Genomic DNA, 23,093 nt, shown 5'->3' with positions numbered 1-23,093 from the left:
GACAGGCGGGATTCGATGGGTGACGTTCGCGGGTTTATGAAATATGGCCGCAAGACCAGCGGCAAAGAGCCGGTGCCGGAACGAATCAAGCATTATCGTGAATTTCTCACGATATTGTCGGAAGACGAGCTGCGCAAACAGGGCGCCCGGTGCATGGATTGCGGCGTCCCCTTTTGCCATACCGGCTGTCCGCTAGGGAACATCATTCCCGACTGGAACGATTTGGTATACCGCGATCACTGGCAGGAAGCCATCAATCGATTGCACGCTACGAACAATTTTCCGGAATTCACCGGACGGGTGTGCCCTGCCCCGTGCGAAGCGGCGTGCGTGTTAGGCATTAACGAAGATCCGGTGGCGATTAAGCAAATTGAATGTTCCATTGCCGATCGCGGATTTGATGAAGGCTGGATTGTAGCGGAACCACCGACGGTTCGCACAGAGAAAAAAGTGGCCATCATTGGCAGCGGCCCGTCGGGATTGGCGGCGGCGCAGCAACTCAATCGCGCTGGACATTATGTCACCGTGTTCGAGCGAGCCGATCGGCCGGGCGGTTTGCTAATGTACGGCATTCCGGATTTCAAGCTGGAAAAATCGCGCATCTGGCGGCGGATTAAGCAACTTCAAGAGGAGGGCGTGGAATTTAAGTACAATGCCAACGTGGGGGTCAACGTGGCGACGGCTGATTTGCGCCGTGATTACGACTCCATCTTGCTTTGCGGTGGCGCCACGCAAGGGCGCGATTTGCCAATTCCCGGCCGCGACCTCGGTGGCGTTCATTTTGCCATGGAGTTTCTTCCGCAACAAAATAAAGTGAACCAGGGAGATGTAATTTCCCAACAGATTTTGGCGACGGGCAAGGACGTGATTGTCATCGGCGGTGGGGATACCGGCAGCGACTGCGATGGGACATCCAACCGGCAAGGTTGCAAAAGCCTCACGCAGTTCGAACTGCTTCCGCAACCGCCCGATGTGGGAAATTACCCGCGGGCTGATCAGCGCCCTGCCAATACACCTTGGCCGTTGTGGCCCATGATTATGCGCACTAGCACCTCGCACGAAGAAGGCTGTCGCCGCGAGTGGGGCATTTTGACGAAGGAATTCCGCGGCGATTCCCACGGTCACGTGGAGAGTTTAGTCACGGTGCGCATTGAATGGATCAAAGACGAGCAAGGGCGCCACGTGTTCAAGGAAATGGAAGGCACGCAGGAAGTGTGGCCCTGCCAACTCGTGTTATTGGCCATGGGCTTTGTCGGGCCGGAAAAACGCGGAGCGATTTCTGATTTGAATTTGGAAATGGATCCGCGTGGCAATGTAAAAACGGATGCCAACTACATGACGAGCCAGCCCGGCGTGTTTGCCGCTGGCGATTTGCGTCGCGGGCAGTCTTTGGTGGTGTGGGCCATTCACGAAGGGCGCGAAGCTGCCCGAGCCGTCGATAAATACCTGATGGGGGTATCGCACCTGCCGAGCGTGAACGCCGGCGATTTTGCGTGGAAATAAATCGGTACAGCAACACGGAACGGAAGCCGATTTCACAGATTGCGAACTCTGCCGGGCTGGTTATTTCTTCCCGCTGGAATTTTCGTCTTGCTTGTGATCGTCCAGCCGCTGCTCGCAGGGAGCCTCTTTTGTGTCGTTAGACACCCCGTGCTTTTAACCCGGTGCTGGTGGGTTTGGGGGATAGGCGCCCACTTCAATATGAAAGCCGTCCGGGTCCTGAAAAAAAATCTGCTTTACGCCGGTGTCGGCCTGCCGGTTCCGGCGGAACAGTATGCCGTGTTCCGTTAGTAACCGCTCGACAGTGGACAAATCGTCGGTATGCAGCGCCAAATGGTATTCGCGGGTTAGAATTTCGGCCGCTGCTGGGCTCGGTTGTTCGTTGGCTGCGGGATTGTGACCGAGAAGGTGGATCATTAATCCATGGCCGAACAACCATGCGCCGGGAAACGTGAAATTTGGCCGCGGCACTTCGCGGAAGCCCAGCACCTCGTTGTAGAACTTCTTGCTAGCATCGAGGTGGCGAGTGACCAGCGCCACATGGTTCAGTTCAGAAATTGGCAGCGCGGCTGGCATAGCGGCTCGAAAGAAAATGGCGTTTGGCAAAGTCTGGGCAAACAGTATCATACCGCCCCAATTTACGGCGGTGCATTGGGGAAGCAGCGAAATTTTGCCCATCTATTTCCGCAGGATTTCCATGAAGCCTCGGCTGCGGTTGGCATTCAGCGATTTTAAGGCCGCGATGAATCCGGCCAATCATTACTTCACGCGATTATTGCGCGAGAAGTACGACGTCGAGCTTTCCGATCAGCCCGAGATTGTAATTTACAGTTGCTACGGTTCGCGAGAAAACTTTCGCCGTTACCCTTGCACGCGCGTTTACTACACCTCGGAAAATTTGCGGCCGAATTTCGCAGATTGCGATTACGCGTTCACCTTCGATTATTGCGATCATCCTAATCATTATCGCCTGCCGCAATACGCTTTGCATTGCGACGTCGGTCGATTGGTGAAGACCACGGTCGATCCCCAAAAAGTTCTGGCGGAAAAAATCCAGTTCTGCAATTTTGTGTATTCCAACCGCTATTGCCGGTTCCGCAACGCATTTTTTCGCGAGCTTTCGAAGTACAAACACGTAGATGCCGGCGGGCGGCTGTTCAACAATGTCGGGGGGCGGGTCAAAGATAAACTGGAATTCATCCGCCAATACAAATTTACCCTCGCGTTTGAAAACTCCAGCTATCCTGGCTATACGACGGAAAAAATTGGCCAGCCGATGCTCATGAACAGCTTGCCCATTTATTGGGGCAACCCGCTGGTGCACCGCGATTTTAACCCGGCCAGCTTTTTGAACTATTTCGATTATGGCAGTCCCCGCGCGCTGATCGAACGCATTATTGAAGTGGATCGCAACGACGAGTTGTATTGCCAATATGTAAGCCAGCCGTGGTTTCACGGCAACCGTCCGAACGCCTTTGTTGACAAGCAAAATGTACTGGCACAGTTCGAAAAGATTTTATCGTCGCCCCAAACGCCAATCGCGCTGAAAAAGCCTGAGCCGCGGCTCTTCCTGATTCGCCAGACTCGCAATACAAAACTGCGGCTCAAAAAAAACTGGGGCCGGCTGAATCGTTGGGCCAAGTATCACTGGGACGAAATGCGCGAAGCAAGCTAAATGCCGTGTGCGTCAAAAAATGAATTGAATAGTTCCGCATTGAACTCCTGCCGTAAACTTTCGAGCATTCTGCGATGATTTTACCCCGCCGCGCTTTAATCACCGGCATCACCGGACAGGACGGCTCCTATCTGGCGGAGTTGCTCTTGGAAAAAGGATACGAGGTTCATGGTTTAGCCCGACAGGCCAGCTCGCTGCATACCGGTCGGCTGGAGCATCTGTATCGAAATTTGCACGGCGCGAGCCCCAATCTGGTGCTGCATTACGATGACATGATCGATGGCATTCGCCTGGCGAATTTGGTGCTCGATGTGCAGCCCGACGAGATTTACAACCTGGCCGCTCAAAGCCACGTGCAGGCTTCATTCGATCAACCGCTCTACACGGCTGAGATTACCGCACTGGGCACGCTGCGCGTCTTGGAAGCCGCCCGGCAATTGAATAAGCATAAGTCGGTGCGGTTCTATCAGGCCTCTTCCAGCGAAATGTTTGGCAAAGCCATGGAATCGCCGCAGCGCGAAGATACCCGATTCCACCCGCGCAGCCCGTACGCTTGTGGCAAAGTATTTGCGCATTTTCAAACGGTCAACTATCGTGAGGCGTATGGTCTGTTTGCCTGCTGCGGAATTTTGTTCAATCACGAATCGCCTCGCCGCGGCGAAAATTTTGTCACGCGCAAAATTACGCGCGCAGCCGCACGAATTCGCTTGGGGTTGGAAAATCGCTTGTCGTTGGGAAGCCTCGATGCCCAGCGCGACTGGGGTTACGCCAAAGATTACGTCGAAGCGATGTGGCTAATGCTGCAGCAAAGTCAGCCCGACGATTTTGTCATTGCCACTGGCGAAACGCACACGGTGCGCGAGTTTTTGCAAATCGCGTTTGACCGCGTGAATTTGGATTGGCAACAGCATGTGGACATCGATCCGCGTTATTTTCGCCCCAGCGAGCCGTTTCATCTTGTGGGCGATGCCACCAAAGCACGCCAGCAGCTTGGCTGGAAACCGCGCACATCATTTCAACAATTGGCCGAAATGATGGTCGATGCCGATTTGGCTTTGGCAGCGCACCAAGCGGCTCCCCTTGCTATCAAGCCCGCCGCGTGATAGCGGTGAATGCACGCTTGGCTTCTGTCCATCCAGCGTAGCGGCATGGAAAGTCGTAAGGTTGGTTGAGTTTGCCGCCGATGCATTGGGAGCGGTTATAACGATTTTCTCGATTCCGCCGTTTCTATCGGCCGATAACGCCTTCAGGTAACCGCGCAGTTCTTCTTTCCGCGGCCCTACTTCGACAGCAAATTTCGGGGGGACCTGTCATGACCAAGCATGCGTTGTGGGCTGCCGCTTTGTCGGCGATTGCCATGGCCGCATCTGGCGGTTGTTGCAATATGGATTATCTTTGCGGTGTGCACACAGGCTGCAATAGTTGCTGCAATCAATGCGGCAGCTGCGACAGTTGCGGCTGCGGACACGGTGGCGGATGCAGCAGTTGCGATACATGTTCTCACTGCGGCTCGTGCGGCAGTTGCTGCAATAGCTGCAGCTGTGACGAAAGCTGCGGTTGCGGTAATAACTGTGGCTGTGGCAATAACTCTGGTTGTGCTTCGTGCGGTAGCTGCGGTTGTGATTCGGGCGGCTGTGGCGGTTGTGGATGCAACAACTGCGGGCACAGTTGCTGCTTTTTGGATTCCTGGCTGAAAAGCTGGTTCTCTTGCAGCAACTGCACAGGCGAGCAATATAGCTGCCCCGGCGGCGGATGTGGCGAAAAATATTGGTGCGATTGGAAAAGCTGCCCTCCCACGCCCGATCCCTGCGACCACTGCGGCGGTTACACCGGCGGCTGTGCTTGTTCCAACCATTGCTACCAGGCGACGCCACGGTTCGGCTCGGTCACCTGGCCGCCGCATGACGAAAGCGGCATGTCCGGCGACGAAACCTACATCGGCCAGAAGTCGAAAAACACCGTAACGCAATAGTTCTAATTCGCGTTGCTCGTGGCGACAGATCCAACTTACGTCCGCCGCTGAGGACCATTCGAACGGTCAACTTCGAAGGTCCCCCACGGCGGATTTTTTATTGAGCTTTTCTCCAGCCTACGGCGAATCAACAGGAGTCTCGTTTGCCCCTTGTTGATTCCGGCCGCCAAGACCTTACACTGAGATCGTTGTTGTCAGCGGCGATCTCAGCCTTCGTTGGTCAATGGCTCAGCTCATGCGCGGAATCGATGCGTTTCTCGATTTGCTTGCTGCGGCCGGTGTACGGCACATTTTCGGCAACCCCGGCACCACGGAGCTGCCGCTAAACGATGCCTTGGCTGGCGATCCGCGCTTTCAGTACATCTTGGGACTGCAAGAAGTGCCGCTGGTGGCGATGGCCGATGGTTTCGCCATGGCTTCGCGCTCACTGGCTGTGGTTAACTTGCACATTTGCTGCGGGTTGGGCAACGCCATGGGCATGTTATACAACGCTTTCCGGGAAGGCACTCCGCTGTTAATTACGGCAGGCCAGCAAGACCGTCGCTTGAAATTTGAAGAGCCTATTTTATGGGGCCGTATGGTCGACGTAGTTCGGCCGTGGAAGTGGAGCGAGTGGAAGATTTGCCTACCGCCACGCGCCGCGCTATTCAAACAGCACTTACGCCGCCGACTGGCCCCGTGTTTATGTCGCTGCCGATGGATGTGCAAACTGCCGTAACCGAGGGGCTCGACTTAACTCCCGCACGACTGCCCGATCGCCGAGTGCGCCCACCGCTGGAAGCATTGAACCGCGCAGCCGAAGTTTTGATCGAGTCTAAAAATGCTGCAATTTTGGTCGGCAGCCGCGTGCAGGAAGCCGACGCCGTGGGGGAGTTGGTTCGCCTGGCGGAGCGATTGGGCTTACAAGTTATTTCCGAAAGCGGCACTACGCACGGCCGGCTGGCGTTTCCCTGCGATCATCCGCTGTATGCTCAGGGATTGCCCCTGTGGTCGCCCGAAGTGCGCCAGCGCCTGCAAAATTATGACGTGCTGCTGGTCGTCGGCATGGATTTGTTGCGGCAATACGTGTACTACGAGCCAGCTTGCCCCATTCCTGAAGGAACCCGGCTAATTCATCTCGACGAAGATCCGTATCAACTCGGGAAAAATTATCCGTTGGAAGTTGGGCTGATCGGCGACACAAAAACGGGACTGGCGGAGTTGGAAACCATTCTGGCGCAGCGGATGACAGCGGCGCAGAAAAAAATGGCCATGCAGCGAATAGAACACCTCGCGCTCGATCACGCGGCGGCTTGCCAGGCTGCTTGGCAAGAGTGCGATGCGCAGAAAAACGAGCGACCGCTTTCTCCGCTGGCCTTTATGGCGGCCATCGCCCGGGTGCTTCCTCCGGATGCCGCCGTCGTGGAAGAAGCGGTAACCACCACCGGAACCATGTTGGAACGCTTGGGGACATTTAAAAACACCTCTGGCCACTTTGGCCATCGCGGCTGGGCTTTGGGATGGGGCTTGGGCGTTGCCTTGGGCGTAAAGTTGGCGTGGCCGCGCCGGCCGGTGATGGCCATTTTAGGTGAAGGAGCCGCCATGTACGGCATTCAAGGGTTGTGGTCGGCGGCCCGTTACCGCATTCCGGTCACGTTTGTAATTGCGAACAACGCCCAATATCAAATTCTCAAAGTCGGCGCTGCCGGTTTGCAATTGCCGCAAGCGCTGGCTGGAAAATTTGTGGGGCTAGACATTGTTGAGCCGGAGGTCGACATGGTCGCACTGGCTGAATCGCTGGGCGTACAAGCGGTGCGCATTACTGAGCCGGGCGATTTGAGTGATGCTATAAAAGAATCACTGGCTAGCGACCAGCCACGCTTAATCGATGTCCCCATTGCGCGCGGCGTGCCTGAGCGGTTGAATTACGGATAGCAGTGGGACCCGCGACTTCCCATCTGGCCACCGATCACTGACCACCCACTGTCTTCGCACGCAACATTTGGATGAGAGTGGGCACAGCCGGCGCGGCTGGCAATCCTACTTGTCCCAGCGCTTCCGCGGCCGCTTCCCGCACCCCTTCTTCGGGATCGTTTAAAGTACGAATGAGGGCCGGCACCGCGTCTTTGGCTTGAATGCCCATATAAGCCAGCGCGCGGCAAGATTGCAAGCGAACAATCGGATTGCCGTCGGTCAGCGCATCGGAAAGTGCCGCCACGGCCGGCTCACCAATGCGGCCCAAGGCATCGGCGGCTGCGACTTGCGGGGGATGCGCATCAGTCGGCTGCACCGTCACGTTCACCGCAAGAGGAAGCTTGGAATTATCCATGGACGGCTCGTTGTTGCAGCCGGCAAAAGCAAGTATCCCGCAGGCGATCAAAATCGACACTCTGTTTTGAAGCATCATCTCGTTCCGTTTTCAGCAGTTGAAATGCACCGTATCACTGCCGCCTCAAACAACCATAGCATTCGCCAGGCATGATTGGTAAACGACCATTCGTTTTGACAATTTGCTCGAAAATTCGAGCTATTTCGCATTCTCGACGGCCACCTGCTTACCGTCGCCAACTTCTGAGAGGTCGCCGTCAATGACGCGCTCGGAGCCGTTGAAATCTTCCCACGCTCCCGGTTCTCCACTGGTCGGATAAGTTCGTCGCTTGACCACTTCCGTCCAAGTGCCGTCGCTTACGCCGGCCTGAATTTGTGTTCGCACGGCTACCCCTTCGTTCACTAAGTAGCAACACATGCGGTTGCCAATTTCTACAATTGCCGAACTGGGAATGGCCCACACTTTAGGCCGCTCGATTTCGATGGAACCATAGGCATACATTCCCGGCAGCAGTTCGTCTTTCGGATTGGGTAAATCGATTTCTGCCTGCAGGGTACGGCTTTGATTTCGCAGCGCCAGCGAAGTGCGAGTGACAGGCACGTCGTATTCCCGTTCGGCCAGCGATTGCAGCCGCAACGACGCTTTGGTTCCCACCGACACATACGGTGCATCGAGTTCTGGCACGCCGATGACAAACATCATGGGATCGGTGCGGGCGACAACGAACAACGGAATGGAGCTTACCCCGTAGGCGCCCCCTTCTTCCCCACCGGAGGCGTCGCCGGAAGCGGGTCGGACAAAGTCGCCGGTGTTGATATTTCGCGTGGTGACGACGCCATCGTAGGGGGCAAGAATTTTCGTATAGGCGAACATGGCGGCCATGCGCCGTTCGTCAGCCTCGGCAACTTTCACCTGTGCCCCCGCGGCGGCCAAGTCGGCTTTGCATTTATCGACCTGGGCGGCAGAGGCCAACTGTTGCGATTCCTTGGTTTTGACGGCTGCCTGGGCTGCGTCATAGGCCGACTGACTGGCCTTGGCTTGATTTTTCGTTTCGGCCAATACCTCGGGATTAACGACTTGATCGCGCACCATTTTATTCAGCCGATCCAGCTCTCCCTCCCAACGTTCGACATCGGCCGCATAACGAGTGAGATTTGCCTTCGTTTCGTTCACGGCGTCGATTGATGCTTGCAAATTGCTTTCGGCCACGTGTATAAGTTGCTCGCTTTGCTTGACCATCGATTTTTGCTGTTCCACGACCGCGACTTTTTGGTTGTATTCTTCCGCCAATTCGGGGACGAGAATTTCGGCCAGCAATTGATCCTTCTTCACGTGGTCCCCTATGTCGACATTCCACCTTTGCACAAACCCGGCGACTTTAGAAAAAATGGACGTTTGCTCGTACGGTTCGATCACCCCGGGCTGAGCCACGGAGCGATGAATCGTGCGGATTTCCGGCTGTGCAACGGTGACCGTGGGCCGTAGCTCCATCGCCTTTCCCGTAGGGCTTGCGGGGTCGGAGCAGCCGCTAAGCAGACTGCCGGCAATCGTCAATGATAACCAAATGCGTTTCACGGAATGTGCTCGATGAAATTCTAATCCGCAATAATCTATCAAATTTAGCTTGCTTCTGTGTTTTCGGCTGGCGCTGTTCCTTGCCGCGGCGTTACGCCCCGCTGCCTTCCTCGCCGCGCATTTCATGGTAATGAGCGCTTTCGGGGTCATCGGGATGCATCGACAACGAAATTGCCGGCTTCTTCCCCATCAACAGTGCAAATACCGCCGGAACAATGAACAGCGTGGCGAAGGTGGAAAACGCCAAGCCACCAATTACCGCGCGGCCCAGCGGCGCTTGCATTTCGGTACCGTGTTCCAGCGCCAACGCCATGGGCACCATGCCGGCGATCATCGCGCAAGCGGTCATTAAAATTGGCCGCAACCGTTCTTGTGCGCCCGACCAGGCGGCTTCAAAGGTGTTCTTCCCTTCGCGCCAATCACGGGAAATGAACGACACCATCATGACCGAATTCGCCAGCGACACACCAATGCACATGATGGAGCCCATGAACGATTCAATATTTAACGTTGTCCGGGTAATAAACAAAATCAATACCACGCCGGTCAGTACGCCCGGCACCGCGCCCACCGCGGAAAGCGCCAAGCGAGGCGATTCAAAATACGCGGTGAGCATAATTAAAATTGCCATCACCGCCGCAATTAAGCCAATACCCATGGAGCGGAACATTTCTTCCATCGGCGTGATTTGCCCACGCACCTCAATGCGAACGCCTTTAGGGGGTTGACCGGCAGCTTCGATCGCCCGGTGAATTTGCCGTCCGGCGCGGCCCAAATCTTCCCCTTCTACATTCGCGGTCAAACTCAAGTAGCGTTGCATGGTGTTGCGGTCGTATTCGCCGGGCATAGCCCCGGCCATGACGTTGGCAACATCTCGAACCAGGACATTGGTGCCCCCCTCCACGTGCCGCACCGGAATGGTTTCCACTTGCCGCGGCGAGTTCATGCGTGGCGTGGGGACCAGCACTTCCACTTGATAATCGATGCCCGTTTTCGGATCGCGCCAATAATTGCGTGCCACATAACGGCTGGACGAAGTGCTAACCAAGATGGCATCGGCCACGTCGCGCGCAGTCAGTCCACTGAGGCCGGCGCGTTCTCGGTCGATTTTTACAGGCACCGTCGGGTAATCGAGCGATTGGCGGAAACCGACGTCGCGCAAATAATCATTTTTTTCGAGCTCTTTTTTTATCCGCATCGCGAACATTTTGGAATCAGCCATGTTCGGGCTGGCGACAGCCACCTCAATGGGCGTGGGGGAGCCGAAGCTCATCACTTCGCTAACGATGTCGCCGGGCTCAAAGCCGAACGTAACCAAATCGGCGCGTTGCTTGGCCGAATCAGGCGTCAAGCCTTTCTGCTGGAGCAACTCGGCCAGCCACGGCTTGATTTTTTCCGGCAAGAGCTTGCGCAATCGCTCGCGCAACTCGTCCAGGCGAACGTCAAAGTTTTCGTTCAAGGCGATGCGCATTTGGCCGTCATCTGGCCCGCGCATGAACAAAATTAAATTGTTCATCGAGTACGTGGGCGCTTGCTGGCCGGCAAAGCCCATGGAAATATCGATGCTGCCGGGGCCGCCGGCTTCTTGCTCGATGATTTGCAAGGCCTTCACGGCAATTTCGCGGGTGATTTCATAGTTGGAGCCGGGCGGGGCGCGGAATCGAAGCACGAATTCGCCGGCATCGACTTGCGGAAATAACTCTGTTCCTAGGTTAGTCCCCACGACCAACAGGATCAGTAGGCAAACAACTAAGTAAGATGGCACTACCACCCAGCGCCACAATACGAGCTGCTTCACCACGCCGCCAAACACCCGTTCTACCCGTGCAAACAGCCCTTGCGAGTGTTCTTCGTGCGTCTTTCCGTGATGTTTCAACAACCACACCGACAACACCGGAACGAGCGTGCTGGAAAGGAAATACGAGGTCGTCATCGCAAAGCCGACAGCTAGCGCCAGCGGCACGAAGAACGAACGGATCGGCTCGGCCATGATAAATGCCGGAATGAATACCGACAAAATGCAAACGAGCGCCAAAAATCGGGGAATGGCCGTTTCCGCACCGCCCCGTTCCACCGCTCGGGCCAAGGACTTCGTGCGCGTCATTTGTACGTGGATATTTTCGATCGAGACCGTCGCTTCGTCGACCAAGATGCCAATCGCCAGCGCTAGCCCGCCGAGCGTCATAATATTGATTGTGCAACCGGTGATCCACAGCGCGAACAGCGCTCCTAATAGTGCCAGCGGAATATTTGCCACCACGACCAACACGCTGCGCCAATCGCGCAGGAATAATAACACCATCAGGCCAGTTAATGTGGCGCCGATTAAGCCTTCCGTGCCGACATTTTTGATGGAGCGAACGACCGTGGGCGATTCGTCGAATTCAAAACTAATATCCACATCGTCTGGCAGCACGCTTTTGAAAAGCGGCATGGCCTTGTGAATATCGGCCACCACTTGCAGCGTGGAAGCGGTGCTTTTTTTCACGATCGGCAAGTATACCGATTTGTGGCCATTGACCAGCCCATAGCCGTAGTTCAGGTCGGTGGCATCGGCCACGGTGCCGACATCGCGCACATAAACATTCCGGCCGGTTTTAATTGGAATATTTGCGAAGTCTGCCGAATTGCCAATCATGGCATTGTTGGGCACCAGCGGCATTTCGTCTTCGATGTACACATTGCCCGACGGGCTGATGAAATTGCCCGCTTGAACTGCGGAAACCACATCTTCCGGCGTTAGGTCGTAAGAGCGCAACCGATCGGGGTCAACGCTGATGACAATCGCCCGCACATTGGTGCCGAAAGGCGAAGTAGCGACCGTGCCAGGCACATTGGATTGCACCAGGGCTCGAACTCGCATTTGGGCCAAATCACCCATCGTTCCCAGCGAAGCGGTTTTACTTTGCAACACGAGATAACCCACGGGCACGCTGCCGGCATCCATTTGCATAATCAGCGGCGGCAACACGTTGGGAGGCATCGTCGCTTGCGCGCGATTGGCCTGGCTGACTACCGAAGCCATCGCTTTGGCCATGTCGGTATCGGGATAGAACGACAGCTTGATGACCGCCACTTGCGAAATGCAGCGCGATTCAATCGATTTCACGCCGTCGACGTATTGAAAAGAAATCTCAAACTGATTGACCAGCAGCCCTTCCATTTGGCCGGGGTCCATGCCGCCATAATTGCAGAACACATAAATCTGCGGCATGTTGATAGGCGGAAAGATATCGATGCGCATGCGCGAGAGGGCCAGGCAGCCGCCCAGCACGATCGAAACAACAAGCATCACGGTCGTCACCGGATGCTTCATCGCAAAGACAATCAGCTTCACTCCCTGCTCCTTGCAGCAGCACGTTTCCCATTCCCACCGGTTTTCCTATTTTGGCGGCAGTTCAAAAATATACGACGAAGCATAGTTTTTGCGAATCCCGGGGCGCTGTAAGTTCAACGCTGCCAAGTGATTTCGTGTGCTTCGAAAGGCGATTTTTTGAGTGCCTGCCTATCGATTAATTCGAGTTGGCCGGGCGGGTAAGCAATGCCAGCATACGTTTAATACGACTGCATCAATGTTATGGCCCGAATTCCTCCGGTTAAAGGCCGGCAATGCCGATGATACGGGCTGCAAGGGAGGCGATTATTCGGGCTAAAAATCCGTGTCGACCTTTCAAAAACAATTGCTGTCGAGGGGGCTAATTCATGCGAGTTAGCTTCATACTCTTGGCGGCGATGTTGCTTTTCACCGCCCCAGCGGCGGTTCTATACGGCCAATCTCCGGAAACCGTTCCGCGAGGAAATCCTTCGTTCGGGTATGATCCGCGGCCAGAATACCAACAACGGCCTGCTTCGCCGGCCAGGCTGTGTCCCAGTTCGCTGGCGTGGCTCCAAGGTGAACCAGAGCCAGCGATTCCGAACCTCAGTGATGCCGGCGCTGCCCCAAACATTCCCGCAGCACAGCCGGAGCAAATCGACGCGGCTTTGCCGATTAATTTGGCCACGGCCATGCGCCTTTCCAGTGCGCGGCCTTTAGTCATTCAAGCCGCGATAGCAAGCGAGATGACTTCTTATGGTCGCGTCCAGCAAGCCCAAGTGTTGTGGTTGCCCGATTTAATTTTGGGGAGCGATTATCAACGCCACGATGGTGGCCAACAGCGCGCTGAGGGCGAAGTTTCGATCAACGACCGAAACCAGTTTTTAACCGGCGGCGGATTGAAAGCCATTTTTGCATTAGCGGACGCAATTTACGAGCCGCTTTCCGCAAAGCAACTTTACCGGGCCCGAAATTACGACGTGCAGGCCGCAAAAAACGATGCGCTGCTGGATATGACCGATGCGTATTTTCTGGTACAGCAATCGCGAGGAGTGTTGGCCGGCGACGAAGATGCCGTAGCGAAAGGGCGCGAGCTTCTAAAAACCGTGCAATCGCTGTCGCAAGGATTAGCTGCGCCAATTGAAGTTCAACGGGCTCAAACCACGTTGGCAGAATTGGAACAGCGGGCGACTACTGCCCGACAAGATTGGCGCATTAATAGCGCCAACTTAACCCGCGTGCTGCGATTGAATCCGGCGGCGGTTATCGTGCCGCTGGAACCGCCGCAATTGCAAGTGACGATAGTGTCGCCCGAAAAATCGGTCGATGAATTGATTCCCGAAGGCTTGCTCACGCGTCCGGAATTGGCATCGCAAAAGGCCGTGGTGCAAGCAACCATTGCGCGGTTAAAGCAGGAACGAATGCGGCCGCTAATTCCTAGCTTGGTGGTGCAGGGGTCGGCGAATCCGGGCGATACGCTAGGAGCCGGTTTTTATGAAGCCAATGTCACCGGTGCCAATCCGATTTCAACAGGCCGCAGCGATTGGGATTTTCAAGTCGTTTGGGAATTGCAAAACTTAGGCGCTGGAAATGCAGGCCTGGTTCACGAGCGGATGGGTGAAGAACGGCAGGCAATGGTGGAATTATTTCGCGTTCAGGATCGGGTGGCGGCGGAAATTGTCCAGGCCCAGGCGCAAGTCATCGCGGCCGCTGCGCGAATCAAGCAAGCAGAATATGGATTGGCCTCCGCCGAAGCCTCGTTCAAAGGCAATTTGAAAGGGCTCAGCGAAACGATTCAGGTCGGGCAACAGTTGGAACTCGTGATTCGTCCTCAGGAAGTGACCGCCGCGCTATTGCAATTGCAGCAAGCGTATAGCGATTACTATACCAGCATCAACGATTACAATCGCGCAGAATTCCGACTGTACCACGCCCTCGGTTTTCCCGCGCAGCAGATGACGTGCAATCCCGGCTGGGGCGATCCGCAACCGACCAATTGCCAGCGCCCGCCTGAAATGGGTTCGTCCGCCGTTGCGACAGTATATCGACCGACAGAGCATCGTTAAAAAGCGTGAATGGCACTTAACAGGCAATCGCTAAAATTTTAAATGCTTGAACAGTCAAGACGCGACGTGTCAAAAGTCAAAGCTAAACCGCGTACCCACCGAGTTTAGGTCCGCCTGCGATGTCGTTTTGATGGCGCTGCGGTTGGTGAAATCGTAGTTAAATTGCATTCGAGCTTGGGCATTCCAAGTCCAATTCACGCCCAGGCTAAAGCTATTGAGCTCGCCGCCGGTAATTCCGTTGTCGTTCAGATCAATGGTGTTATAGCGCGCCAATATCTGCCAGGCGCCCCAGCCATGGCAGCAATTACCATTTGTGTCGCGAACCCAAAACGCATTTTCATACGGCACAATTCTTTCAAAAGTTGCCCGCTTGCGGTCGTAAACTTCGTGCTCGCCGGTCAGCAAGTAGGCGCACTGAATGTAACCGCCCTGAAATAACGGCGTGCCATGATTTACACCGGCGACGGTTGCGTTGGGAATCGTCGTGCCCGCATATTCCGCGACTACGCTGAACGAGCCCATCACGCAGGCAAATTCGCCACAAAAGATGTTTTGCGAGATGGCGTCAATGGTGCCGGTATAGTTGGTGTCGATATAAATAGGATTCAAAATACCCGGCGGGCCGCTGCGAATATCGCCCCGCGTTCGCAACCGTACAAACCCTTCGTCGGTGCTTTGAACACTGCCGGACACTCCCAAGTGCATCATATAGGCGCCATTCGACGGTTCATCGTAAATCGGACACCACGTGAGTCGGCCGGTGCCGGCATAATCGTTGCCCAAGCTGAAGCCAAATTGATCGTCGTCGGCGCCAAACCAACCCAGCGAATACGTGCCTTTCAAATCCTGGCGCCAATTGATCATTTCAATCCCTGGCGCGTAGCCGCCGTTGAATGGACCGAATACAAAGTCCTGCAAATACGATCGTTCCATGAAAGGCAATTGCGAGTCGGTCATCATGTGTTCAAAGCCCATGGGCTCCTTGATATTGCCGAACCGCAAGTTGCCGATGTAAGGTATCTGGCCCCAGTTGATGTACATTTCGTCGAAGGCCGGGCTGGTGGTGGCCGGTGACTGCGCATTCGGACTGCCGGCGGGAGTGACCAGGTTCGCGAAGTCGACCTGCACGATCCAATCGAAAACTTCATACATGGTGCCGTCCATGCGGAGCCGTATGCGACGGAAATCGAGCGAATCTGGCTGTCGGCCAATGCCGCCGGCGGCTGCGGGCGCCTGAATCCCATGCGGATTGTCGAAATAATTCAGGTCGAACTGCAGCACTCCGCCCACGTGAAAGCGAAAATCTTTGTTGGGCGTTTCGAACTGCAAGCCCTTGGCCCAGGTAGCCGAGAAATGCAAATCGCTTCCCACTTCATAGCCAGGAGGTGCACTGCCGGCGGCTGCATCATTGGCGTCCAAACGCTTTTCCATCGCGGACATCCGGTCTTGCAATTGGAAAATCTGCGGACTATCGATTCCACCAGCTTGCATAATTCCTAGCTGGGGCGCCGACAATTCTTCGTTCGAGACAGATGGCAAAGCATGGACGCTATTTTGCATAGTGCCCAATTGATCTCGCAGTTGCCGCAATTCCTCGTCTTGTTGTTCCAGACGACGGTAAATGGCTTGCAGATCGACGTTCGATGATGCCACAGCGGAACCGGTAGGCGGCGCTGGCATAAAAATGGGACTCTCAGTTTGATGCGACAGAACGGTTGCAGGCGATGGTATGCTCTCATCTGCCCAAACTAAAAGCGATGACGAGAGCAAAAGGACGAACAAGACAGCCCCAGGCGCTTCCCGAATGCGATGGATCACGGCACAGGTTCCTTGCGATCTAGATGATGAGCGAAGCGCTCCAAATCACAGACCGCCTCTCGGTGTCGAGTCAGCCGTCCCACAAAGACATTACCACCCGTGCCATCGGCACAGGCGTTTTAATCGTTTTCGACGGTATTCGTGGCGCATTCGAGAACTTTCGCGCTAATCGGCACAGTTTGCCTGGGTAATGCAAAATGCCACATCGCAATTTGCCCGCCGATTTAAGCGGATTCAGATGCGCTGGAGAAAAACACACTCGTTTGCAGGCCTCCCCGCCAGCGGTGTTATCGCGCAATTAGCTTTATTTACCAGCGGTGGTGGACCAGCGGCCGAATACGGCGGTGATATAAATCGCGGACCACAGCCATTTGAGGTTCGGTAAGTGGCGGCAGAGCAGAGGCGGCGGCGTTGTCTTCCACCTGGGCCGGCCGCCGGGCACCGGGAATGATAGTCGAAACGGCGTCGAACATCAAAATCCAGCGCAACGCCATCTGTGCCAGGCTAGCGCCAGCCGGAACCAGCGCTCGTAGATGTTCCACCGCTTGCAGCCCGATATCGTAGTCGACGCCGGAAAAAGTTTCGCCTCGATCAAACATTTCTCCGTGGCGATTGAATTGCCGATGATCGTCCGGTTCAAAGTGTGAATTCCGCTGCAACTTGCCGGTCAACAATCCGCTGGCCAGCGGCACGCGCACAATTACAGCCACGTTTCGCCGCTTGGCTTCGGCAAAAAACAATTCCGCCGGCCGGTGACGGAACATGTTGAAAATAATCTGCACGCTTTGCACGCCCGGATATTCTATCGCTTTCAGCGCCTCTTCCACCCGTTCCACACTTACCCCGTAATGGCGAATTTTTCCCGCGGCGACGAGCCGATCGAGCGCCTCGAACACTTCCGGCCGGTAGTAAACATCGGTCGGCGGACAATGCAGTTGCACGAGGTCCAAAACGTTCGCTTCCAGATTCTTCAAGCTGCGTTCCACAAACTGCGCGAGATTTGTTTCGTTGTAACCCTCGGCTGTATGGGGATTGAGTCGCCGGCCCGCTTTCGTGGCCACGTAAAACGGCTCTTTGCGCTCGCGCCGCAGCCGGGCGATTAACCGTTCGCTACGGCCGTCGCCGTACACATCGGCCGTATCGATAAAATTCATGCCGACATCGAGCGCGCGGTGCAGCGCGGCCATCGATTCTTCCTCGCTTTGCTCCCCCCACGATCCGCCAATGGCCCACGCGCCGAAGCTGATTTCGGAAACGTTCCAACCGATGCTGCCGAAGGTGCGATATTTCATGGTTTTGAATTGTTTTGAATTCAGGAACTCTAAAAAACTCCCTCTCTCCTTGTGGGAGAGGGCCTGCGCTGAGTTCATCGAAGGGCCGGATGAGAGGTAAAAAGACGGATTTTGTTAGAGTTTTTAGGTGAGAGCCCGGGAGCGAATCGGATGCTTCTAATGTAACCGCCCAGCGAGGAATGCAAAGCCAGTATGCAATCGCCCCGTGAGGCCAACGGCCAGCATGAATGTGGGCCAACGACAAATTTGCACCTGGGCTAACGGCCCAACCTGTAATAGCCAGGGGCATCGCCCCTGGAACGGATGGCACATAATATCCACCAAGCCCCAACGGGGCGCTCTACCGTTCGCACCGGGTAGCCGTGTTAGCAGGTAATGGTCTGCGAAGAGCGCTCGATTGCAGAAATAATCTTCAGAAAATGCAGCCGCCTCAAAAACGCTACGGAGTTTATCGAACTGCTCTAATCCATCTCGCTGCGTCCAGGTGAAACGGCGAATCGTGCGCAATTCTCGCGTTTCAGGAGATTTTCGCGCGACGGCAACGCTAAGCGGCACAACCTGAATGCGCTGTACGCTAATGGGGCCGCGTTGTTCCCGTCGGCGCTTGTCGAGCAAGACAAATTCGATCGTCGAAAAGTCGGACGTAAGAATCAGCAGATGATCGACGTTTGATTTGCCCAGCACGCGGGCAAGATCATATCGGCTCTTGGCGGTTAGCGACCGAAGCTGGACGAAGACGACTCGCAGAAAGCCTTCGGCGTCTTCCGACAACAATTCGATTTGCTTGATCGCCGCTGCCGAATCACCGGTCAATCCGATCGCTTCCGCGGTCAATTCCTTCCGATTGGAGGTGTCGTAATCCCAATGTGGTTACGAACCCTGCCACCGCATCGAGCGAGGCGAGACCGGCAATCTCTTTTTGGCCGATATTGAGATCAGCGCTGTGCGGTTTCATTGGAGAAAGGGTTATCGAACCAGCGGGTGAACGGTGCAATCAGCCCGCTGCGGTGAACACCGTGCTGGCCGAAAACCCTCTATACTTACCGGGATTAAGAGCACCGTCCATTGGCCGCCGCGAGCGCCCGGAAACTACAATGGCCCGTCGTAAAGCAGCCTGAACAGCAGTTTATTCCCAGGCCGATTGAACAGATGAGTCGGCTGGCAGTGATTATCTTGCAATCAGTAACTATTGTCATTTTCGCCGTCCTGCTGTCGACCGGTGCAACGACTGCACGACGCGCCGTCGTTCCAGTCGATCACGTAATCAGGCTGACCATGTTGTCCTGGCGCAAACTCCTGATTCTCAAGCCATAAGACAAACTCATCTACAAATGGCGCATTCGAGTTGCTGCGATGCCCCTGAGTCTGATAGCAAATCTCCCAAAGAGCTTCTGGCAGCGAAATGGCGCTGCGGCCGAAGTAGTAAAAGTGTCGGGAAATGAGTGCATTTTTTCCGCTCAAATCCGTGTCTACGTTTTGCGGCCCGTGTACCGAGCGCCTTTGCCGTGGCGGTTCGCGCGAATAATCGTAAATGCAGTCGCCCAGGCGCTCATTAAGATCATCACTTTGAAGGTTTGGAATACGATGCGGCCACTCTTCAATTGCCCGCATGTCGTAATCCTCCAAGGTCAGGACATCGTCAACTCGCATGGCATAGACAAGGCGGCGGCTTAAGTCGCTACTAGGCGCTCTTTTGGAGCAAAGTCCAGCGACCCAATCGCCACGCTCCGCAACTCTACGGATTCCAGGTTTGCAGATCGTCAGAGTACACATTCCATGAAATGGATTTGGAGCGGCTCCGTCGTCAACAGGAATCGTGTACGTGAAAAGGCGTGTCATATTACCAGTAATCTAGTCGCCTCTAAGAGTGCCGATCAGGTGTCGTAAAATCAAACTGCCGAAATTACGCGATCCAATTTGCACTTTGGGAATTCAGAAAACCTGATCGCCCGTCGTTGTTGAAAACCCGATTTTGGGAACTTACTTTGGCGATTTCTTGGCATAAGTCGTTATTTTTTGGAAAAATCCACTACCTGTAAAAAAGAATTCTGCGCATGAAAAACCCCTTGCTGTGCAAGGGGTTAGTGGAGCGGAAGGGAGTTGAACCCTCGACCTTCGCATTGCGAACGCGACGCTCTCCCAACTGAGCTACCGCCCCGAAAACTTTTTTTCTTGCTGTGCGGTGAGGCGCCTGACCGGGGGCCAATTCGTTCCTGCCGCAAGTCGCGCTATCTCCCATCGCTAGCAGCTAAGCATTGTAAAGTGGCGCGCAGACCAAGTCCAGCGCCAGCATTGCCAGCGAACCGCCGCAGTTTGCGCGGCTGCTTCCCGATTTTCCCTCGCCCGTTGTTAAAGCGAACAATTAAACAATTGCCGTCATCGCCGTCGATAGTACTAAACCCGGTGTCTGTAACGGGCCGATATGAAACACAGCTAGTTCTATCCATTTTCTTCGCTTTGCCGCCGGCCGGCAAATAACTTGATCTTAAATTATGCACGCAGCGTTATTGTCATTGGTGTTGATGTCCGTTTCTTGCGGCGACACGCCGCCGCGCGAAGTTGTTCAAGCGGTGCCGGTCGAATGCGTCAGCTCCATCGCGCCGCAGTGCAATATCAGCGTTTCGTATCCGGTTCCTGCGCCCGTGTACGGCTGTCCGGGCTGTGGTTGCGGCGGCAATTGTGCTGTTCCGCCGGCCTATCGGTGCTGTCCGAATAATGCACCACCCCTGGCCAGCACTCAGCCAGCGTGTGAGACGAATTACCGTCCGGCGTGTTATTTCTATCACCGCATGTTTTTGCATCCGGCGGATTACACGCAACCGTATCCTTATCGCGAACAGTTTCCGTATGCCGGCATTGATCCTCGCTGTCAATGTGTGGTGCCGCCCATTGGATGGTAAACGGCGCGATATCGAATGCTGCGCTGCCTGCCAGCAGCGCCCTGCTTCTCAAACAGCACGCTGAAGAATCGGCAATTCCGTTATTTTTTTCGCAGGTTACTCGGTATTCAGCGGTGCGAAAAAAACTTTTTCGCGCGCTTGCTTGACAAAAACTGCGCCGTTCCCAAAATAAGCCGCGTGGGGCCTGACTTGTGGAATCAGCGCGTCGAAACGCACCAGGCGGCTGGAGTTTTACGGTTTGCCCGCCGAATGACCTGGCAGTTTCGACCGAAATGAAATGAATATTGGCAGTTTTCGTGACCGCTTTTAGTGTACAGCAAGTCACGGAAATTGTGGCGTACCGCGGCGATTGCCTATGCCGATCGTGTTTGTGGCGTAGGGGTTAAGCGGTCGTGTTGCGCTGATGTTCTGACAGGTCAGGCTGGTCCCACGCTCGGGCAATTATCCTTCCCAACCAAAATTTGGGGGGCGCGAACCGAGGGATCGACCGTCGACGACCTCTGGTCGGGGCCAAGGATGTCCCCCCCAACTATTTTTAGCAGCCGAAACCACAAAGCGCGATTCTCAGATATACCCTGACGCGGAAAAATTGCACGGTTAACCGCTGTTCTCAGAATTGCTTTGAGCTGCGCCCGGTGTACAACCTAGGGGAACTAGGGATTGATTCCGCGGTTGCCTGGTTTCCAGAGTTCGGCTTACAGATTGGGGTTGGTTTCTCACTATGGCCTCTGCCCTGATCGGTTTGGGTTCCAATCTAGGCGATCGGCGACAATTACTCGGCCGCGCCGTGCAAATGTTGCGAACTACACCGTGCGTATCGGAATTGCGGCATAGCGCCTGGCATGCCACGCATGCCATTGGCGGGCCGCCGGGTCAACCGGAATTTCTGAATGGCGCGGCCGTGATGGAAACTTCACTGCCGTCAGAGTTATTGTTGGCGCGGCTGCTGGAAATAGAACAAACTCTGGGGCGCGTGCGTGCCGAGCTTTCTGGCCCGCGGACCATCGATCTTGATTTGTTGCTGTATGACGATGTCGTGCAGCACACGCCGGGTTTGCAATTGCCTCATCCGCGAATGGCCTTTCGCCGCTTTGTGCTTCAGCCGGCCAGCGAAGTGGCCAGCGAAATGCGGCACCCAATCATTGGCTGGACGGTTGCTCAATTGCTGAAACATGTGCAATTTGCCCAGCCGTATGTGGCGATCAGCGGCTCCGTGCATCAGGCCACGCGGCAACTAGCGCATGCTGTGGCAGCGAAAGTTGGCTGGAAGCTTGTGGACTTTGCCGAAGGCGACGACGCTTCACCATTCGGTGGTTTGGCTAGTCTGGGATTATCACAAACGATAGAATTCCTTCGCCAGCAGGCAACGCTGCTCGATCGTAAGCGGTGGCTTGGCTCCCGCCAACCAGGCGCGATCACCCCGTTTTGGATCGAAGATTTACTGGCCATTGGCGACGCGTTATGGCCCGGTGCAATGACCGATGCGTGGCAATCGTTGGTTGCGTCCATTGTGCCGCCCAAATTATTAGTGGTATACGAAGCGACTTCGCAGCAGTTCCACGAGAGCCAAACTTCGGAGCAAAAGCAGTCGAGTAGCGTGGCCGTAGCACTGTGGCATCGATTGAACGAAGCTCGGCGTGCCCGAGCCGGCCGTCCCGGGCTGGGCCCCGTATTGTGGCTGGAAGGCGGAAGTTTAGCGCATGCGGAGGCTGAATTGACCGCGGCGATTCAAGCAATGGCGTAGGCAGTAATTATTTCATGGTTCAAGCAACTCCAAATCGGACTCGCACGCCTGTTGCCACCACGGTGCACGAAACGCATCGGTTGGTCCGTGCACAACAGCAGGCCGGCAAGCACGTGGGGCTGGTGCCGACGATGGGCGCGTTGCATGCAGGACATCTCAGTTTGGTGCAACGCAGCCTCAACGAGTGCGATTACACGGTGGTCTCGATTTTCGTTAATCCCAAGCAATTTTCGCCCACGGAAGATTTCACGCAGTATCCGCGAAACTTGGAAGCCGATTTGGCCCAATTGTCCGCCTTGGGTGTCCCATTGGTTTTTGCGCCCGAACCCGGCGAAATGTACCCACCCGGCTTTGGCACTTCGATTGATGTCAGCGGCCTGACCGATTTGTGGGAAGGCGCGTTGCGGCCAGGGCATTTCCGCGGCGTGGCTACCGTCGTGATGAAGTTGTTTCAAATTGCGCCGGCCGATCGGGCCTACTTCGGCCGCAAAGATTATCAGCAGGCGCTGGCCGTGCGGCGGATGGCCGCCGATTTGAATTTGCCGATCGAAATCGTTGTTTGCCCAACCATTCGGGATGCAGATGGCCTGGCTCTGAGCTCTCGAAACGTGTATTTAACCCCCGACCAGCGAAAGCATGCGCTGGCGCTGCCGCGCAGTCTTCGATTGGCGCGAGAAATGTTTGACGCCGGCGAGCGCGATGCGGTGAAAATTCGCGATTTCCTACGACGCTCAATTACCGCCGCAGCAGGCGTGCAATTGGATTATGCGACCATTGCCGATCCGGAAACATTTGCAGAACTGTCGCACATTAAAAATTCTGCCGTCGCGCTGGTTGCCGCGCGAGTGGGCAAAACCAGATTAATTGACAACGAATTGCTTGGTTTTTCCGAAGCAGATTTGAACCGCACAAACGCTAAGGCGCACTGAG

At 55.3% G+C, this 23,093-nt stretch carries 18 protein-coding genes and 1 tRNA gene; 10 read left to right on the top strand and 9 right to left on the bottom strand.

Going from position 1 to position 23,093, the window contains the following annotated elements; all coding sequences use genetic code 11:
- Window positions 1–15: 15 nt before the first annotated feature.
- Window positions 16–1,503 carry a glutamate synthase subunit beta gene (locus VFE46_14045; protein HZZ29115.1) on the top strand — a complete coding sequence of 496 codons (1,488 nt, stop codon included), beginning with the start codon at window positions 16–18 and terminating at the stop codon, window positions 1,501–1,503.
- Between the two features lie 153 nt (window positions 1,504–1,656).
- On the opposite strand, the gene VFE46_14040 is transcribed toward VFE46_14045, so the two are convergent.
- On the bottom strand, window positions 1,657–2,076 hold the full coding sequence (locus tag VFE46_14040) for a VOC family protein (protein ID HZZ29114.1): 420 nt from the start codon (window positions 2,074–2,076) through the stop codon (window positions 1,657–1,659).
- 121 nt (window positions 2,077–2,197) lie between these two features.
- Here VFE46_14040 and VFE46_14035 point away from each other — a divergent pair, with 121 nt between their 5' ends.
- From VFE46_14035 to VFE46_14015, 5 genes are all read left to right on the top strand, one after another.
- Window positions 2,198–3,175 carry a glycosyltransferase family 10 gene (locus VFE46_14035; protein HZZ29113.1) on the top strand — a complete coding sequence of 326 codons (978 nt, stop codon included), beginning with the start codon at window positions 2,198–2,200 and terminating at the stop codon, window positions 3,173–3,175.
- Window positions 3,176–3,249: 74 nt separating this feature from the next.
- Entirely contained in the window at window positions 3,250–4,278 is a 1,029-nt protein-coding gene (gene gmd / locus VFE46_14030; GenBank protein ID HZZ29112.1) for a GDP-mannose 4,6-dehydratase, read from the top strand.
- A 575-nt stretch (window positions 4,279–4,853) separates the two neighbouring features.
- Window positions 4,854–5,147, top strand: coding sequence for a hypothetical protein (locus tag VFE46_14025; GenBank protein HZZ29111.1), 294 nt, complete (start codon window positions 4,854–4,856; stop codon window positions 5,145–5,147).
- Between the two features lie 223 nt (window positions 5,148–5,370).
- The gene (locus VFE46_14020) at window positions 5,371–5,865 is read left to right on the top strand and encodes a thiamine pyrophosphate-binding protein (protein HZZ29110.1); all 495 of its coding nucleotides are present in this window, start codon (window positions 5,371–5,373) and stop codon (window positions 5,863–5,865) included.
- The gene (locus tag VFE46_14015) at window positions 5,760–7,061 is read left to right on the top strand and encodes a thiamine pyrophosphate-dependent enzyme (GenBank protein HZZ29109.1); all 1,302 of its coding nucleotides are present in this window, start codon (window positions 5,760–5,762) and stop codon (window positions 7,059–7,061) included. Before VFE46_14020 ends, VFE46_14015 begins: the two co-directional genes overlap by 106 nt.
- A 34-nt stretch (window positions 7,062–7,095) precedes the next feature.
- On the opposite strand, the gene VFE46_14010 is transcribed toward VFE46_14015, so the two are convergent.
- The 3 genes from VFE46_14010 to VFE46_14000 all read right to left on the bottom strand — a co-directional run bounded on the left by VFE46_14010 (window position 7,096) and on the right by VFE46_14000 (window position 12,367).
- Complete coding sequence (locus VFE46_14010) at window positions 7,096–7,530, bottom strand: HEAT repeat domain-containing protein (GenBank protein ID HZZ29108.1); 435 nt, start codon at window positions 7,528–7,530, stop codon at window positions 7,096–7,098.
- 123 nt (window positions 7,531–7,653) lie between these two features.
- Window positions 7,654–9,030 carry an efflux RND transporter periplasmic adaptor subunit gene (locus tag VFE46_14005; protein ID HZZ29107.1) on the bottom strand — a complete coding sequence of 459 codons (1,377 nt, stop codon included), beginning with the start codon at window positions 9,028–9,030 and terminating at the stop codon, window positions 7,654–7,656.
- A 91-nt stretch (window positions 9,031–9,121) separates the two neighbouring features.
- Complete coding sequence (locus VFE46_14000) at window positions 9,122–12,367, bottom strand: efflux RND transporter permease subunit (GenBank protein HZZ29106.1); 3,246 nt, start codon at window positions 12,365–12,367, stop codon at window positions 9,122–9,124.
- 395 nt (window positions 12,368–12,762) lie between these two features.
- Between VFE46_14000 and VFE46_13995 the strand changes: the two genes are divergently transcribed.
- Window positions 12,763–14,409 (top strand): TolC family protein, encoded by a 1,647-nt coding sequence (locus VFE46_13995; protein ID HZZ29105.1) that lies wholly within the window; start codon window positions 12,763–12,765, stop codon window positions 14,407–14,409.
- Window positions 14,410–14,478: 69 nt separating this feature from the next.
- Here VFE46_13995 and VFE46_13990 read toward each other — a convergent pair whose 3' ends face one another.
- The 5 genes from VFE46_13990 to VFE46_13970 form a co-directional block, all read right to left on the bottom strand.
- Entirely contained in the window at window positions 14,479–16,089 is a 1,611-nt protein-coding gene (locus VFE46_13990) for a porin (protein ID HZZ29104.1), read from the bottom strand.
- A 446-nt stretch (window positions 16,090–16,535) separates the two neighbouring features.
- Window positions 16,536–17,519 (bottom strand): aldo/keto reductase, encoded by a 984-nt coding sequence (locus tag VFE46_13985; protein HZZ29103.1) that lies wholly within the window; start codon window positions 17,517–17,519, stop codon window positions 16,536–16,538.
- Window positions 17,520–17,675: 156 nt separating this feature from the next.
- Window positions 17,676–18,332: a hypothetical protein gene (locus VFE46_13980; GenBank protein HZZ29102.1), complete on the bottom strand. Its 657-nt coding sequence runs from the start codon at window positions 18,330–18,332 to the stop codon at window positions 17,676–17,678.
- Window positions 18,333–18,698: 366 nt separating this feature from the next.
- Window positions 18,699–19,358 carry a hypothetical protein gene (locus VFE46_13975; protein ID HZZ29101.1) on the bottom strand — a complete coding sequence of 220 codons (660 nt, stop codon included), beginning with the start codon at window positions 19,356–19,358 and terminating at the stop codon, window positions 18,699–18,701.
- A 246-nt stretch (window positions 19,359–19,604) separates the two neighbouring features.
- A tRNA-Ala gene (locus VFE46_13970) sits at window positions 19,605–19,677 on the bottom strand.
- Between the two features lie 334 nt (window positions 19,678–20,011).
- Between VFE46_13970 and VFE46_13965 the strand changes: the two genes are divergently transcribed.
- The 3 genes from VFE46_13965 (at window position 20,012) to panC (ending at window position 23,092) form a co-directional block, all read left to right on the top strand.
- Window positions 20,012–20,419, top strand: coding sequence for a hypothetical protein (locus VFE46_13965; protein ID HZZ29100.1), 408 nt, complete (start codon window positions 20,012–20,014; stop codon window positions 20,417–20,419).
- Between the two features lie 721 nt (window positions 20,420–21,140).
- Window positions 21,141–22,163, top strand: a complete 1,023-nt coding sequence (folK, locus tag VFE46_13960) for a 2-amino-4-hydroxy-6-hydroxymethyldihydropteridine diphosphokinase (GenBank protein HZZ29099.1) — start codon at window positions 21,141–21,143, stop codon at window positions 22,161–22,163.
- A 14-nt stretch (window positions 22,164–22,177) separates the two neighbouring features.
- Window positions 22,178–23,092 (top strand): pantoate--beta-alanine ligase, encoded by a 915-nt coding sequence (gene panC, locus VFE46_13955; GenBank protein ID HZZ29098.1) that lies wholly within the window; start codon window positions 22,178–22,180, stop codon window positions 23,090–23,092.
- Window position 23,093 lies beyond the last annotated feature (1 nt).

Source organism: Pirellulales bacterium, from assembly GCA_035656635.1.
Lineage (GTDB): Bacteria > Planctomycetota > Planctomycetia > Pirellulales > JADZDJ01 > DATJYL01.
The sequence above is the reverse complement of the archived record's forward strand: the minus strand, read 5'-3'. Positions and strand labels throughout refer to the sequence as shown.